Raw genomic sequence first — 15,710 nt, forward strand, 5'->3', positions numbered from 1 at the left:
GGGATCTCCATTCACACACACGGTTGAGGCTTACGCCACCACACCATTCTAGTGTTGCCTCAGGCGCGCACCTGCCCAGTGCCACGCACAATCCACTTGGTGCTTGTCAGTTCAGCCACGCCCATCGGGCCCCGCGCGTGCAGCTTCTGGGTGGAGATTCCCACCTCTGCGCCGAATCCGAATTCGCCACCGTCTGTGAACCGGGTGGAGGCGTTCACCATGACGGCAGCCGAATCCACCTCGTTCAGGAACCGTTCGGCGTTCACCAGGTCATTGGTGATGATCGACTCCGTGTGCTTGGTCGAGTACGTGCGGATATGCGCAATCGCCTCGTCGAGCGAGTCGACAACCCGTACAGCGAGGTCGAGCGACATGTATTCGGTCGCCCAGTCCTCATCGGTCGCAGCAACGGCATCCGGGAAAAGAGCACGGGCACGTTCGTCGGCGTGAATGGTGACACCGGATGCCGCCAGTGCAGCGAGTACTGCCGGCAGCAGTCGTGCCGCTGCGGCTTCATGCACGAGAAGGGTTTCGAGCGCGTTGCAGACACTCGGGCGCTGCACCTTGGAGTTGTGCACGATATCGACGGCCCACTGCGTGGTGGCCGACTCGTCGAGGAAGATGTGCACGATGCCGGCGCCGGTCTCGATGACGGGCACCTTCGACTCAGCAACGACCGTGTTGATGAGGTTGGCGCTCCCCCGTGGAATCAGCACATCGACAGAGCCTCGTGCCTGCATGAGCAGTGTTGCGCCCTGGCGGCCGAACGGGTCGATAGTCTGCACGCTCTCCATGGGCAGGCCAACGGATCCCAGCGCATCCTGGATCAGGCCGACGAGAACGCGATTGCTGTTCTCAGCGGCAGAGCCACCCCGCAATACCACGGCATTCCCGCTCTTCAAGGCGAGGGCGGCGATGTCAACCGTCACGTTCGGTCGAGCTTCGTAGATGGCACCGATGACGCCGAAGGGAACCCGTACCTGGCTGATCTTCACACCGTTCGGCAGGCTGCTGCCGCGCACCACTTCACCGACGGGGTCGCCGAGGGCTGAAATCGCCGTCACGGCAACGGCCAACGACTCGATGCGAGCGGCGTCGAGTGTGAGGCGGTCGACCAGGCCAGCCCCGAGCCCATTGGCCTGGCCGTTTGCGAGGTCGAGGGCGTTCGCATCAATGATGTACGCCATGTTGCCGCGCAACTGGGCAGCGATCGCCAGCAGCGCCCGGTTCTTCTGCAACGTGGTTGCGGTTGCCAGCGACAGAGACGCGGTTCTGGCAGCATCAAGAATGGGGGTGAGCACGGTTCCGGGCGACGTGGTCTGCGACATGCCGTCAGTTTACGGGAGCACAGCACCGCACGGGGCCTGCGTGTGCCACCCGCGTTCGGCGGGCGGGCGGCTGGGTTCTACGGGCGGGCAGCTGGGTGGAACCAGGTGCCGACGGGGGCGCCGGTAAGTGCGTCGGAGACAAGCGTTGTCGCGGTAACGAGCACCGCTGTTCCGGCCTCAGCTGCGATACGAGCGGCAGACACTTTGGTGGCTGCGCCCCCTGTACCGACGCCATCGGCGCTGGTCGCGCCGAACTCGACGCCGGGCAGCGGGTCACCAGGCAACACAGAGACAATGCGTTCTGCGCCTGGCAGGTGCGGCGGCCGGGTGTAGAGAGCATCAACGTCGCTGAGCAACACGAGCAGATCGGCGTTGATGAGCGTTGCCACCAATGCAGCCAGGCGATCGTTGTCGCCGAAACGAATCTCATGAGTGGCAACAGTGTCGTTCTCGTTGACGATGGGGAGAATACGCAGGTCGAGCAACCGTTCCATGGCTCGCTGCGCGTTGCTGCGGTGCGAAGGATTCTCCAGGTCGCCAGCGGTGAGCAAGACCTGTCCGGCAACGATGTCGAAGCGGTCGAGACTGTCCTGGTAGCGATAGATCAGGATGTTCTGCCCGACGGATGCCGCGGCCTGCTGGGTGGCGAGGTCGGTCGGCCGCCCATCGAGGTGAAGGAACGGCATTCCGATGGCGATGGCGCCAGAGGAGACCAGAACAATCTGGGCTCCCCTGGCGTGGGCTGCGGCAAGCGCATCTACGAGCGGAGCAATCTGGCCGGCGTTGTCGCCGCTGATCGAAGATGACCCAACCTTGACGACGATTCGTGCTGCCGTCCCGATCTGATCCCGCTCGAGAACGCTCACTCCGCGTCGTCCTCCGTGCGCTCTGCCGACGAAGCGGCGTGAGCGATGTCGTCGGACTCGGCCTCTGCCGACTCTTCAACGTCGTTCGCATCGGCCGGGGCGGCAGCTGCGTCGTTCACGATTGCCTCCTCGGAGTCAGCGTCGATCTCGTCGCCGTCAACCTCGGATTCGCCGGCCTGGTCAGCAATGTACAGCGCGCCGCTGAACTCGTCGCCGTCACTGTGCCAGAGACCGGCTTCACGCTCGCGGATGAGTTCTGCACGTGCCGCTGCCTTGGCATCCATCCGGCCGAAGTAGGTCTCACGTCGCTCGTTGCTGGTACGGCGGCGCGGCTCTTCGAGGCGGGCATCCGTTCCACGAGGAGCAGTGATGAGCTCCGCGGTCGAGGTGAGCGTCGGCTCCCAGTCAAAGACGACACCGTTGCCTGGGCCGATGATGACGGTGGAGCCTGCGACGGCTCCGGCCTTGAACAGTTCGTTCTCGACGCCAAGCTTTGCAAGACGGTCAGCGAGGAATCCGATTGCCTCGTCGTTCTTGAAGTCGGTCTGCTGGATCCAGCGTTCCGGCTTCACTCCGAGGATGCGGTACGTGTTTCCGAAGGATCCGCCCTCGACCTTGACCACGAAGCCACCGTCATCGACGGGCTTCGGACGCAGCACGATGCGCGGCTTGGCTGCTGCAACGGCAGCGGCTTCGCGACGGCCGGTGTCAACAGTCTCCGCGAGTGCGTAGTTGAGCTGCTTGAGCCCCTCGTGCGTCGCGGTGGAGATTGCGAAGACGCGGTAGCCCATGTCTTCAAGCTCGCCCCGAACGAACTCGGCAAGTTCGCGAGCCTCTGGCACGTCGATCTTGTTCAAGGCAATGATCTGCGCGCGCTCGAGCAGCGGCTTCTGCCCTTCGGGGACCGGATATGCAGCCAGTTCCTTCTTGATGACCTCGAGGTCACTCAGGGGGTCGCGGCCAGGCTCAAGCGTGGCGCAGTCAAGGACGTGCAGAAGCGCGGTGCAACGCTCGACGTGGCGGAGGAACTCGAGTCCGAGACCCTTGCCCTCGCTGGCGCCTTCGATAAGACCTGGTACGTCTGCCATGGTGTAGCGAGCCTCGCCGGACTCGACTACGCCGAGGTTCGGCTGAAGTGTCGTGAACGGGTAGTCGGCGATCTTGGGCCGAGCCGCGGACATCGAAGCAACGAGGCTGGACTTGCCGGCTGACGGGTAGCCGACGAGCGCGACATCGGCAACGGTCTTCAGCTCAAGCTTGATGTCGCCTTCCCAGCCCAATGTGCCGAGGAGTGCGAAGCCGGGAGCCTTGCGCTTGGACGTCGCGAGTGCGGCGTTACCCAGGCCGCCCTGGCCGGCTGGTGCGATAACGAGCCGGAAACCGGGCTCTGTCATGTCGCTGAGTTCGTTGCCCTCTGCGTCTTTGACGACGGTGCCGAGGGGAACGGAAAGTTCAATGGGGTCGCCGTTGGCGCCGTTGCGATGGTCGCCCATTCCTGGGCCACCGTTCCCGGAGACACGGTGCGGTGCACGGTGGAAACCGAGGAGGGTTGTGACGTTTGGATCTGCGATCAGCGTGATGTCTCCACCACTGCCGCCGTTACCGCCATCGGGGCCGGCGAGTGGTTTGAACTTCTCGCGTTTTACCGAGACACAGCCGTTGCCTCCGTTGCCCGCTCGCAAGTGCAGCGTGACCTGGTCAACAAATGTGGCCATGAATTGCCCCTTTCAGGTGGCGAAAATAAGTAAGGGCGAGCCGAAGCCCGCCCTCACCTACGAAAAGCTGTGGATGCCTATTCGGCAGCCACCACGATGTTGATGACCTTGCGGCCACCCTTCGCGCCGAACTGGACTGAGCCAGCCTCGAGAGCGAACAGTGTGTCGTCGCCGCCACGGCCGACGTTGACGCCGGGGTGGAAGTGAGTGCCGCGCTGGCGAACGATGATCTCGCCCGCACTGACAACCTGACCACCAAAGCGCTTCACGCCGAGGCGCTGTGCGTTTGAGTCACGACCGTTGCGAGTGGAACTCGCACCTTTTTTGTGTGCCATCTGTTCTTCTCCTCAGGCCTTAGGCGATGCCAGTTACCTTGACGCGCGTGAGCTCCTGACGGTGCCCCTGACGCTTCTTGTAACCAGTCTTGTTCTTGAACTTCTGGATAACGATCTTCGGGCCACGGAGGTCGTTAAGAACCTCGGCGGTGACCTTGACCTTAGCCAGCGACGTCGAGTCAGACGTGATGGAGTCGCCGTCGACGAGAAGCACAGCGGCCAGCTCGACGTTGCCGTCCTTGTCAGCCTTGATTCGGTCCATCGTTACGATGGTGCCGACCTCTACCTTCTCCTGCCGGCCACCGGCGCGCACAACTGCGTAAACCACTTTACGTACCTATCTCTGGGGAGCCCCTGGGGCTCCGATTCCTATTATGGAAAGTTACTGGGTTGCATGAACCAAATCAGTTCAATGCAATCAGGAAACCATGGCAAACGCGCGAGATGACACCCAGCGCACACCAACGGTCAACTTTATCTGATCCGGGGGTCCCGGTCAAACTGACGGCGATTCATACCTGCGCACGATCGCCTTTCATACAATGATGCCATGACAGTGCTCATTGACAGTGCAGACTGGCCCGCTCACGGCACATTGTGGTCACATTTAGTGAGCGACGCGTCTCTCAGTGAGCTTCATGCCTTCGCTTCAGCGAACAAACTACCCACCCGCAGCTTCGATCTGGACCACTACGACGTGCCTGCTGAGCGCCATGAGGCGCTGGTGGCCGCAGGAGCCACACCGGTCTCATATCGCGACCTGGTGCGGCGCCTGCAGGCCAGCGGGCTGCGTGTGACGGCCAGGGAGCGCGCCGAGCGAGCCGGCAGAACGCACTGACCCTCTCGCTCCCCCGAGCCGTTACCTGGCCGTCACTTGGCCGTTCACGACAACCCCACGGCGTGGATCAGGAGCAGACAGCTGCATTCCTGACAACATCCCGTTAACGAACCGACCGCCCCCGCCCTGAGGCGAAAGCGGTCGATACGACACCAGGGTGTTCTGGATCAGCCCTGCGAGTCGGGTGTCGTGACGATCGGGTCTGACCCTGCCGTTGACAATCCCGTTGTCGAGACGCGGCGGCTTCGCGAGCGGCCCTGACCAGGCTGCTTGGGTTCCGGCAGCGCTTCAAGTACAGAGTCGAGAAGCTGGTCGGTGACCTGCTTGCTCACGGTGCGCTTGTTGCGCGGCGACTTGGTGACGGGAATGTCGAGGATTTCCACGGATTCCGGCTCAGCCTGCGCAGCCACGGTTGCTCCGCCGTCGACTGCAGCTGTCTCAGCTGCGGCCTTCTCCGGTGCAGCCTGTGACCGCTGGGCACGTCCTGACTCACGAACCGGGCGACTGCGCTCCTGTCGACGCGAGGGCATCTCTGCGCCCTGCGTTGGCAGTGTGGCACCGTCAGCCGTCGCGGTCGGCGTTCCGGCAGCGCTGTCAGCGGCGGCCGGTGCCTCAGTGTTGGCCGGCGCCTGGGCGACAGCCGACTTGTCAGCTGCAGCCGAGCGTCCGCCACCGTTGCGTGACCGACCGGAGCCGTTGCGTGAGTTGCGTGACGAACCGTTCTGCGTGGATTCCTTCTGCGCAGAATCCTTCTGCGCTGAATCCTTCTGGGCGGCGTCTGCGTGAACGGCATCCGCTGTCGGCAGTGCGATTGCGCCGGTGTGCGGAATGGTGCTTGCCGCGATCAGCGCGAGGGCGTGCTTGGCGTCCTCGGTGATTCCGTGCGTGCCCGCCGCAGCCTTAGCCGCTTCAGACTGCTGCGCGGCTGCCGACTGCTGGCTGGCATTGCTGCCATTGCTGTGGTTGCCCCCGTTACCGTTACTGCCGTTGCCGTTGCTGCCGTTGCCGCCGTTGCCGTTCTGGCTGTTCTGGCTATTTCCACCGGAGTTGTTGCCCGACTTGTTGCGGGGGCGACGCTCCTGCGGCGGCTGCGCGGTCTGGCGGTGCTTCACGACGGGATCGTGGTGCACGATGATTCCGCGACCTGCACAGGCTTCACAGTTCTCACTGAATGACTCCAGGAGCCCGAGGCCGAGCTTCTTGCGCGTCATCTGGACGAGGCCGAGCGAGGTGACCTCAGCGACCTGGTGCTTCGTGCGGTCGCGGCTCAGGCACTCGATCAGGCGGCGCGACACGAGATCGCGGTTCGATTCGAGCACCATGTCGATGAAGTCGACGACGATGATTCCACCGATGTCGCGGAGGCGCAGCTGACGAACGATCTCTTCGGCAGCTTCGAGGTTGTTCTTCGTGACTGTCTCTTCGAGGTTTCCGCCTGAACCGACGAACTTGCCCGTGTTGACGTCGACAACCGTCATGGCCTCTGTGCGGTCAATGACGAGTGATCCACCGGAGGGCAGCCACACCTTGCGGTCGAGTGCCTTCTCGATCTGCTCCGAGATACGGAAGTCATCGAATGCGTCACCATCACCCTCGTAGCGCTCTACGCGCTCGACCAGGTCTGGGGCGACCTGGCGGAGGTAGTTCTCGATCGTCGTGCGAGCCTCGTCGCCTGAGACGACCATCTTCTGGAAGTCCTCGTTGAAGACATCCCGGACAATCTTGATGAGCAGGTCTGGTTCGCTGTGCAGCAGGGCAGGTGCGAGAACTGTCTCAACCTGCTTGCTGATGTCAGCCCACTGCGCCGTGAGGCGGTTGACGTCGAGCGTCAACTGCTCATCGGTTGCGCCCTCTGCTGCCGTGCGCACGATGACGCCGACGTTCTCAGGAAGAACTTCCTTGAGGATCTTCTTCAAGCGGGCGCGCTCGGTGTCTGGCAGCTTGCGGCTGATGCCGTTCATCGAGCCGTTCGGCACGTACACGAGGTAACGGCCTGGCAGAGAGATCTGGCTGGTGAGCCTGGCGCCCTTGTGGCCGATGGGGTCCTTGGTGACCTGAACCAGCACCTTGTCGCCCGGCTTGAGCGCGAGCTCGATGCGCCTGGCCTGGCTGCTGTTGCCTGAGTTCTCTGCAGCGGCGTCCCAATCGACCTCACCGGAGTACAGCACGGCGTTACGGCCGCGTCCGATGTCGACGAAGGCCGCCTCCATGCTGGGGAGCACGTTCTGGACCTTGCCGAGGTACACGTTCCCGATCAGGGACGCGTCCTGGTTCTTCGCGACGTAGTGCTCAACGAGCACGCCGTCTTCGAGGACACCGATCTGGATCTTGTTGTGCTTGGCCCGAACGACCATGACGCGGTCGACCGATTCACGGCGCGCGAGGAACTCGGCTTCCGTGATGACCGGACGGCGACGTCCGGCGTCGCGACCATCGCGACGACGCTGCTTCTTCGCTTCCAGCCTGGTCGAGCCCTTGATGCGCTGTGGCTCTGTGATGAGCTCTGGCTCACGAGGAGCGCGAACCTTGACCACGGTGTTGGCGGGGTCGTCGGAACCTGAACGGTTCTCTTCGCCGCTCCGACGGCGGGCGCGGCGACGGATCGTCGACGGCTCCTCGTCATCATCGTCGCGCTGGGTGTCCTCGCGCGGCGGAAGCGGCAGGATGTCAGGTGCCTGGAAGATCAGGGACGTCGTCGTCTGTCGACGAGCCGGCTGCGTCTCCGCCACCGGCGCAACAGGGGCAGCCGTCTCTTCTTCTGCGACAGGGTCGCTGGTCTGGTCGCCTGTGGCTGGCTTCTGCACTGGAGCCGCCTCTACGGGGGCAGCGGTCGCGGGAGCATCTGACACCGGCACTGCGGCTTCAGGCTCGACCTCGACCGGCACCGGGGCCGGAGGGGGCGTGACTACTGCTTTGCGTGAACTTTTGCGAGTGCCGAAAAGGCCCTTGCGCTTCTTGTTGTCGTTGTCTTCCACCATCTCTGGTGCACTCCTTGACCGGTGTGGGGGCCGCGCCGCCCATCCGGTTACTCTCTCGTGTGAAGTTGCGCCGGGGCGTTCCTTCACGAATCCTTCAATGATGCAACCGGCTCTTGGCTCTGGTTGCTAATACCTTTGGTCGTGGGACCAATGAATCTGGGCGTTTACCGCCCATTAAGCCTTCTGTGGCGTCTTTCTGAGCGCGGCTCAGATGACTTTATAAATTATCGCATGCATTCCGCAGGATCGGGGTGCAGGCGCGTGTCATAATCCGATGGTGCCTGATACAGAACAACGCACAGCTCCTCGCGGGCTGGCAATTTTCCTCATTGTTGCCGGTGTAATCGGCTTTGGTGCTGCGTTCGCGCTCACCCTTGACAAGATTCATCTTCTCCAGGATGCGGACGCACAGCTGTCCTGCAACTTCAGTGTACTGATCGGGTGTGGGACGAACCTGAATTCCTGGCAGGGATCGGTGTTTGGCTTCCCGAACCCGCTGATCGGCATCGCGGCCTGGAGTGTCGTCATCACGATCGGAATGGCCATCCTGGCCGGCGCGCACTTCAAGCGCTGGTTCTGGCTCGGCCTGAACGTGGGCGTCGTTGGCGCCATGGCCTTCGTCATCTGGCTGATTTCGCAGAGCATCTACGTTCTCGACATCCTGTGCCCGTGGTGCATGGTCACCTGGTCTGTGACCATTCCGCTGTTCTTCGCCGTCACTCTGTACAACCTGAAAACGGGAAACATTCCGGCAACCGAAGCTGTCAGGCGACGGGCATCCGCCTGGTCGTCCTGGATCGTCCTGATCACGGTTGCGTGCTACATCGTTGTCGCGGTGCTCGCGCAGCTGCAGATGGACGTGCTGCACCGCCTGTAAGCGAGAGCGCGGCTCGCCGACTTCGAGACGCTCGCTCCTGAATCAACCGAGGCGCTCGCTCCTCAATCAACGGGGAAAAGCAAAGAACGCACGCCGCGTGGCCACAGGGCCAGGCGACGTGCGTTCCTGTGCGTGAAGAGCAGGTCCTACTTGAACCAGAGCGACAGCTCGCGCGCTGCAGACTCAGGCGAATCGGAGCCGTGCACCAGGTTCTGCTGAACCTTCAGGCCCCAGTCGCGGCCGAGGTCGCCACGGATCGTTCCGGGAGCAGCGGTGGTGGGATCAGTCGTTCCGGCGAGTGAGCGGAAGCCTTCGATGACGCGGTTGCCTGCAACACGGATCGCGACGATGGGGCCGCTCTCCATGAATTCGACGAGGGGCTCGTAGAACGGCTTGCCCTCGTGCTCTGCATAGTGCGCGGCCAGCAGCGCGCGGTCGGCCTGCACGAAACGGATGTCGACCAGGGAGAATCCCTTGGCCTCAATGCGGCGCAGGATTTCACCGGTCAGGTTGCGGGCAACGCCGTCCGGCTTGACCAGAACCAGTGTCTCTTCAACAAATGTACTCATGCGATCTCCTTTTGACGATCAATTCTGTCGCCGCTGATCATGCAGTAGGTCCACATGGCGGCGAATAATGCACCAACAATAAACAACGCGGGATTGAAGAATCCGCACAGGATGACGACGGCCTGGATTCCCCAGCCGACGCCATACGCCCACGGGTGCCGAAGCAGCCCGATGGTCGCAATCATGATCAGGCAGAGTAGGCCGCCGCCGCCGAGGGCGACGATGGCCGGCAATGACTGGAGTCCGAACAACACCAGCGCGGCGAGGAAGACCACGATGAGTTCGAAGCCGAGCACGATCGACGCGAGCGAACGCTTGATCGATCGAGGGGCAGGCTGGCGACCCGGCTTGCCGGGCGTGGCAGGTGTGGAGGGCGTGCCAGATTCGTTCAGTTCGTCGCTCATGGCGTCATCCACTCCCCCGCCTCGGCCAGCGCGATGACTTCACCGACGAGGGTGATCGATCCGGTCACGACAATCGCGCGCTTCGGCGCTTCATCGGCCCAGACACGGGCGGCCTCTGTCGCGGCAACCAGATCATCGAAACGGAAGACGCGGTCGTCGCCGACCTGAGCTGCGACCACGTCGGCCAGCTCGTCAACGGCGATCGCACGGTCGGACTGTGACTGGGTCACGAAGAACGGGCCGGGGATCGGCGCCAGGGCGCTGATGATGCCCTGCGCGTCCTTGTCGGCGAGGATGCCGACCACGAAGGCGATCTCGTCGAAGTCGAAGTAGGCGGTGAGGGCAGCAGCGAGTGCAGCGGCACCGTGCGGGTTGTGAGCCGCATCCACGAACACACTTGGGTCGATACCGACCAGCTGCAGGCGACCGGGCGACGTCGCGCCGCCAAGGCCCTCGACCAGCAGTTCTTCTGACAGGGGCTGGGTTCCGCCACCCAGGAACGACTCAACGGCCGCGATGGCCACGGCGGCGTTCTGTGCCTGGTGGGTGCCGTAGAGCGGCAGGAAGACGTCAGAATACGTGGCGGCGAGGCCCCGCACTGAGATCATCTGCCCGCCGACGGCAACCTGGCTTGACAGCAGTTCGAAGCCGGTGCCCTCTGCGGCGATGGTCGACTCTGTGAGCTCTGCTGCGCGTTCCAGCTCGGCCAGCGCCTCAGGGCGCTGGGCAGCAGTGACCACCGCGGCAGCCGGCTTGATGATTCCCGACTTGGTCCTGGCGATCTCAGCGACCGTCTTTCCGAGACGCGACACGTGATCCAGGGCGATCGGGGTGAAGACGGCCACCTGGCCATCGGCGACGTTTGTGGAATCCCACTCGCCGCCCATTCCGACCTCGATCACGGCAACGTCGACGGGGGCATCCGCAAAACTGGCGTATGCCAGCACGGTGAGGGCTTCGAAGAACGTGAGGGCTTCGTCACCGGCCGCCGTCAGCTCTGCATCGACCATCTCGAGGTACGGCGAGATGTCTGCCCAGTTCGCGGCCAGCGCTTCATCGCTGATGGGTTCGCCATCAATCATGATGCGCTCGTTGAGGCGAACCAGGTGCGGGCTGGTGAGCACACCGGTACGCAGGCCGTAAGCCCGCAGGATGCTGTCAGCGATGCGACTCGTGCTCGTTTTGCCGTTCGTGCCGGTGATGTGGATGATCGGGTACGTGGTTTGCGGGTCCCCGAGCAGTTCGAGGGTGCGCCTGGTTGCCTGCAGGCGGGGCTGGGGCGAACCCTCGCCCACCCTGGCCAGCAGCGCACGGTAGACGGCGTCGCCCTCTTCTCGGAAGGCGTCAGCGGGAAGGTCTTGTGAATCAGACATTGATCAGCGGGCTCTCTCTGGATACTGCGACGAGGAATCCGCCGCGGTTTGCGTACTGTCCGGCCTTGTACGGCACATAGTGTTCGACGGCTTCGCCTGCGACGGCGGGGAGCCATTCAGACGGCAGGCCAGCCAGGTCGTGCTCGTGCACATCCAGACCGGTCGCGAGGGTTTCTGCAGCGACGTCAACGGCTGCGCCTGCGGAACCTGAAGCACCGATGGCCTGCGTGAACGAGGCAATATCTGCCGCATCCTCGAAGACCAGGTGCAGGTGGATGCGGTCGCTCACATCGAAGCCTGCCGACTTGCGGGTGTCCTGCACGGCGCGGATGATGTCGCGGGCGAAGCCCTCTGACTCCAGTTCCGGCGTGGTCTCCGTGTCAAGCAGTACGAATCCGCCGCCGGGCAGGAGCGCCAGCGCGACGCCGTGCTCATCTGAGCTGTTGTCGACGGCGAGCAGAAGCTCGTACTCGCCGGCAGCCAGTTCGATGCCGCCTGCTGTGACGACGCCGTCGGTTTCAGACCAGTCGCCGCCGCGCGCCGCAGCGATGACCTGCTGCACCTGCTTGCCGAGGCGCGGTCCAGCTGCGCGGGCGTTGACGGTGAGCTTCGACGTGATGCCGTATGACGCTGCGCTGTCGTCGGCGAGCTGGGCGAACTCGACGTTCTTCACGTTGAGCTCGTCGCGCAGGATGCCATCGAACGCGGCAAGCGCGTCGACGCCAGAGGCCACGACGGTGAGCTTCGCCAACGGCAGGCGAACGCGGAGGCCAGCCTGCTTCCGCAGCGAGAGCACGGTGGAGCTGATCACGCGGATCTGGTCCATTGCGGTGACGAGGCCCTCGTCGGCCGGGAACGCCGAAGCGTCAGGCCAGTCAGTGAGGTGCACGCTGCGTCCGCCGGTCAGGCCCTGCCAGATGCGCTCAGAGACGAGAGGCAACAGCGGTGCGGCGACACGGGTCACAGTTTCCAGAACCGTGTACAGCGTGTCGAATGCGTCCCTGCCTGTGCCGTCTGCGGTGACTCCGGCCCAGAACCTGTCGCGAGAACGACGGACGTACCAGTTGGTCAGGACGTCAGCGAAGTCGCGGAGCTTGCCGGCGGCCAGCGTGCTGTCGAGCTCCTCCAGGTCGGCGGTGATGTCTTCCACGAGGTCGCGGGTCTTGGCCAGCAGGTAGCGGTCGAGCACATCTGTCGAGTCCGTGCGCCAGGTGGCGTCGTACCCGTTCTCGCCTGACGCGTTTGCGTAGAGGGAGAAGAAGTACCAGGTGCTCCAGAGCGGCAGCATGACCTGGCGCACACCCTCGCGGATGCCCTCTTCAGTGACGACCAGGTTGCCGCCACGCAGTACAGGCGAGCTCATCAGGAACCAGCGCATGGCGTCTGAACCGTCGCGGTCGAAGACCTCGTTGACGTCTGGATAGTTGCGGAGCGACTTCGACATCTTCTGTCCGTCGCTCCCAAGCACGATGCCGTGGCTGACGACGTTCTTGTACGCCGGGCGATCGAACAACGCAGTGGAGAGCACGTGCAGCACGTAGAACCAGCCGCGGGTCTGCCCGATGTACTCGACGATGAAGTCTGCGGGGTTGTGCGAGTCGAACCATTCACGGTTCTCGAACGGGTAGTGCGCCTGCGCGAACGGCATTGACCCTGAATCGAACCAGACGTCGAGCACGTCGGTGATGCGACGCATGGTGGACTGGCCGGTCGGGTCGTCAGGGTTCGGGCGCGTCAGCTCGTCAATGTACGGGCGGTGCAGATCCGTCGGGCGGACCCCGAAGTCGGCTTCGAGCTCGTCGAGCGACCCGTACACGTCGATGCGCGGGTACTCGGGGTTGTCGCTCTTCCAGACCGGGATTGGTGAGCCCCAGTAGCGGTTGCGGCTGATCGACCAGTCGCGCGCATTGGCGACCCACTTGCCGAACTGGCCGTCCTTGACGTTGTCAGGAACCCAGTTGATCTCCTGGTTGAGGTCGACCATGCGGTCACGGATGTCGGTGACACGCACGAACCAGCTCGACACGGCCTTGTAGATGAGGGGGTTGCGGCAGCGCCAGCAGTGCGGGTACGAGTGCTCGTAGCTGGCCTGGCGGATGAGACGACCTTCGGCCTTCAGCAGCTGAGTGAGCGGCTTGTTGGCGTCTGACCACAGCAGGCCGGCCACCTCAGGCACGTCAGACAGGAACTTGCCACCATCGTCGAGCGAGATGATAACCGGGATGCCGGCGGCCTCGCAGATCTTCTGGTCTTCCTCACCGTATGCCGGAGCCTGGTGCACGATGCCGGTACCGTCCGCTGTCGTGACGTAGTCGGCGACGAGGATGCGCCACGCGTTCTGGGTGCCCCACGTCTCGGTGTCTGCATAGTGGTCGAACAGGCGATCGTATTCGACGCCATCGAGATCGCGGCCGACGACGGTGCGAGAAACGGCAGCGAGGGCATCCTCTGCGCTCTCATAGCCGAGGTCCTTGGCGTAGTTGCCCACCAGGTCGATGGCCAGCAGGTACTCGGCGCCCAGAACTTCGGTCGCTCCGCCGGGGTGGACAGTCGAGCTGTCTTCACGCAGCACCGTGGCATCCGGTGTTCCGCCCGGGCCCGCTGGCACCACGGCGTACGTGATGTCTGGGCCGACAGCCAGCGCCAGGTTCGTCGGCAGGGTCCATGGGGTCGTCGTCCAGGCGAGCGCGCGTACGGCGGTGAGGCCGAGGGCCTCTGCTTTGGTGCCGACGAGCGGGAAGGTGACGGTGACCGTCTGGTCCTGGCGCATCTTGTAGACGTCGTCGTCCATACGCAGCTCGTGGTTGGACAACGGGGTCTGGTCACGCCAGCAATACGGCAGTACCCGGTAGCCCTCGTAGGCGAGGCCCTTGGTGTGCAGCTGTTTGAACGCCCAGATCACCGATTCCATGTAGGTGATGTCGAGGGTCTTGTAGCCCTTGTCGAAGTCAACCCAGCGTGCCTGGCGGGTGACGTATTCCTGCCACTCGTGGGTGTACTTCAACACGGCGTCGCGAGCAACCTGGTTGAAGGCCGCGAGGCCCATCTTCTCGATCTCGCTTTTGTCGGTGATGCCGAGCTGGCGCTCTGCTTCGAGCTCGGCCGGCAGTCCGTGGGTGTCCCAGCCGAAGCGGCGGTGCACCTGCTTGCCGCGCATGGTCTGGAAGCGCGGGAACACGTCCTTGGCGTACCCGGTGAGCAGGTGGCCGTAGTGCGGCAGGCCGTTGGCGAAGGGAGGGCCGTCGTAGAAGACCCACTCAGGAGCACCCTCACGCGTGTCGATGGACGCCTGGAACGTCTCATCGTCCTTCCAGAACTGCAGCACCTCTGTCTCGATGGCGGGGAAGTTCGGCGACGGAACCACGCCCTGCACAGGGACTGATGGCACGGTGGCTGATGGCACGGTGGCATCGACCGACGAATCGGAGTCCGCAGGGCTGCTGTTCGCGGGTGTGGGCGTTGAACCCTTGGGGTACGTCATGTTTCTCCTGGACGGGCGTATAACGGAAATGCTGGCCTGTTCCACGAGGACGAACGATCCTCTCGGATTCGCCGCGGTACCACCTCGCTTGCCGCATCCCGTTTCCCTGTGTGCAGAGATTCGCACCAGGAAGCCGTGAGACGACCGCTTATTCAAAGGCTGTGACGGGCCTTACCCGTTCGGTTCTACTAAAACCGGACCCAGGGGCCCGGCTCGTTCTTCCGAAGACTCACCGGTGATAGCCGGATCACAGTCATTCGCGATCAATTCTATCCGAACGCCCGTCATCGAACGCCAACTCGGAGCGGAAACCCGCACAGACAGGCGAGAGTGCGGTGTCGACGTACGGCGCCAGATTTCCCCTGGAGACCCCGGCAGCCGCCCAGGAGGCTGCTGCAGCTCCGAGGGCCGCGAAGAGTGCCATCGCAAAACTCATGCAGACGAGATCGCCCACCTCCCTGCCGGTTCGCACCGCGACGATGTCTGCCGCACGCCTGGCGTGCACCGCGAGGCGCGACAGAGCGGATGCCTCCAGGTCGACCGTTGTGCCCATCAGCTCGGACTGGGTGAGCGCCCACGGCACTCTGGACGGGCCGAAGCTTGCCGCGACGTCGAGGAGTGCGCGCTTGACGGCATCCGTTACCGGCACGGCGGTGTCGATTGCGGCGAGCGCCGCTGGAAGCTCGGCCAGGCTCTCGTCAACCTCGACCCAGAGCAGATCACTCTTCGCGCTGAAGTAGTTGAAGAAGGTGTTGCGGCTCACCCCCGCGCGGCGAGCTATCTGGTCGATGCTGGTGCGTGCGTACGTCTGCTCGAGGAAGAGCTCTGCTGCCGCTTCCTGCAGAATGTCGCGCGATGAACCACGGGGGCGCCCTACACGTTCCGTCACACGATGCTCCAGACCCTAGGATAGAAACTGAGCACACTTAATGTACTCAGTCCAATA

At 63.6% G+C, this 15,710-nt stretch carries 13 protein-coding genes; 2 read left to right on the forward strand and 11 right to left on the reverse strand.

Annotated elements, in window-relative coordinates:
* Positions 1–59: 59 nt before the first annotated feature.
* The 5 genes from AC25Z0_RS06230 to rplU form a co-directional block, all read right to left on the reverse strand.
* Complete coding sequence (locus AC25Z0_RS06230; protein WP_488132621.1) at positions 60–1,328, reverse strand: glutamate-5-semialdehyde dehydrogenase; 1,269 nt, start codon at positions 1,326–1,328, stop codon at positions 60–62.
* A 77-nt stretch (positions 1,329–1,405) separates the two neighbouring features.
* Complete coding sequence (gene proB, locus AC25Z0_RS06235) at positions 1,406–2,194, reverse strand: glutamate 5-kinase (RefSeq protein WP_488132622.1); 789 nt, start codon at positions 2,192–2,194, stop codon at positions 1,406–1,408.
* Positions 2,191–3,909 carry a GTPase ObgE gene (gene obgE / locus AC25Z0_RS06240; RefSeq protein WP_488119323.1) on the reverse strand — a complete coding sequence of 573 codons (1,719 nt, stop codon included), beginning with the start codon at positions 3,907–3,909 and terminating at the stop codon, positions 2,191–2,193. The genes proB and obgE overlap by 4 nt, the downstream gene beginning before the upstream one ends.
* A 77-nt stretch (positions 3,910–3,986) precedes the next feature.
* Positions 3,987–4,244: a 50S ribosomal protein L27 gene (rpmA, locus tag AC25Z0_RS06245; protein ID WP_488119324.1), complete on the reverse strand. Its 258-nt coding sequence runs from the start codon at positions 4,242–4,244 to the stop codon at positions 3,987–3,989.
* 19 nt (positions 4,245–4,263) lie between these two features.
* On the reverse strand, positions 4,264–4,572 hold the full coding sequence (gene rplU, locus AC25Z0_RS06250; RefSeq protein WP_488119325.1) for a 50S ribosomal protein L21: 309 nt from the start codon (positions 4,570–4,572) through the stop codon (positions 4,264–4,266).
* A gap of 222 nt (positions 4,573–4,794) precedes the next feature.
* Between rplU and AC25Z0_RS06255 the strand changes: the two genes are divergently transcribed.
* Positions 4,795–5,082: a DUF4031 domain-containing protein gene (locus AC25Z0_RS06255; protein ID WP_488119326.1), complete on the forward strand. Its 288-nt coding sequence runs from the start codon at positions 4,795–4,797 to the stop codon at positions 5,080–5,082.
* 167 nt (positions 5,083–5,249) lie between these two features.
* On the opposite strand, the gene AC25Z0_RS06260 is transcribed toward AC25Z0_RS06255, so the two are convergent.
* The gene (locus AC25Z0_RS06260; protein WP_488132623.1) at positions 5,250–8,060 is read right to left on the reverse strand and encodes an Rne/Rng family ribonuclease; all 2,811 of its coding nucleotides are present in this window, start codon (positions 8,058–8,060) and stop codon (positions 5,250–5,252) included.
* A 274-nt stretch (positions 8,061–8,334) separates the two neighbouring features.
* Here AC25Z0_RS06260 and AC25Z0_RS06265 point away from each other — a divergent pair, with 274 nt between their 5' ends.
* Complete coding sequence (locus AC25Z0_RS06265; RefSeq protein WP_488132624.1) at positions 8,335–8,937, forward strand: vitamin K epoxide reductase family protein; 603 nt, start codon at positions 8,335–8,337, stop codon at positions 8,935–8,937.
* 146 nt (positions 8,938–9,083) lie between these two features.
* Here the strand turns inward: AC25Z0_RS06265 and ndk are convergent, their stop codons facing one another.
* The 5 genes from ndk to AC25Z0_RS06290 all read right to left on the reverse strand — a co-directional run bounded on the left by ndk (position 9,084) and on the right by AC25Z0_RS06290 (position 15,653).
* A complete protein-coding gene (gene ndk, locus AC25Z0_RS06270) occupies positions 9,084–9,506 on the reverse strand; it encodes a nucleoside-diphosphate kinase (RefSeq protein WP_488119329.1) in 423 nt (140 codons plus the stop codon).
* Positions 9,503–9,910 (reverse strand): DUF4233 domain-containing protein, encoded by a 408-nt coding sequence (locus AC25Z0_RS06275; protein WP_488119330.1) that lies wholly within the window; start codon positions 9,908–9,910, stop codon positions 9,503–9,505. Before AC25Z0_RS06275 ends, ndk begins: the two co-directional genes overlap by 4 nt.
* Positions 9,907–11,283: a bifunctional folylpolyglutamate synthase/dihydrofolate synthase gene (locus AC25Z0_RS06280; protein WP_488132625.1), complete on the reverse strand. Its 1,377-nt coding sequence runs from the start codon at positions 11,281–11,283 to the stop codon at positions 9,907–9,909. Before AC25Z0_RS06280 ends, AC25Z0_RS06275 begins: the two co-directional genes overlap by 4 nt.
* Positions 11,276–14,764 (reverse strand): isoleucine--tRNA ligase, encoded by a 3,489-nt coding sequence (gene ileS / locus AC25Z0_RS06285; RefSeq protein ID WP_488132626.1) that lies wholly within the window; start codon positions 14,762–14,764, stop codon positions 11,276–11,278. The genes AC25Z0_RS06280 and ileS overlap by 8 nt, the downstream gene beginning before the upstream one ends.
* A gap of 253 nt (positions 14,765–15,017) precedes the next feature.
* The gene (locus AC25Z0_RS06290; protein WP_488119333.1) at positions 15,018–15,653 is read right to left on the reverse strand and encodes a TetR/AcrR family transcriptional regulator; all 636 of its coding nucleotides are present in this window, start codon (positions 15,651–15,653) and stop codon (positions 15,018–15,020) included.
* Positions 15,654–15,710: the final 57 nt, after the last annotated feature.

Source organism: Leifsonia sp. Y862 (assembly GCF_057669585.1).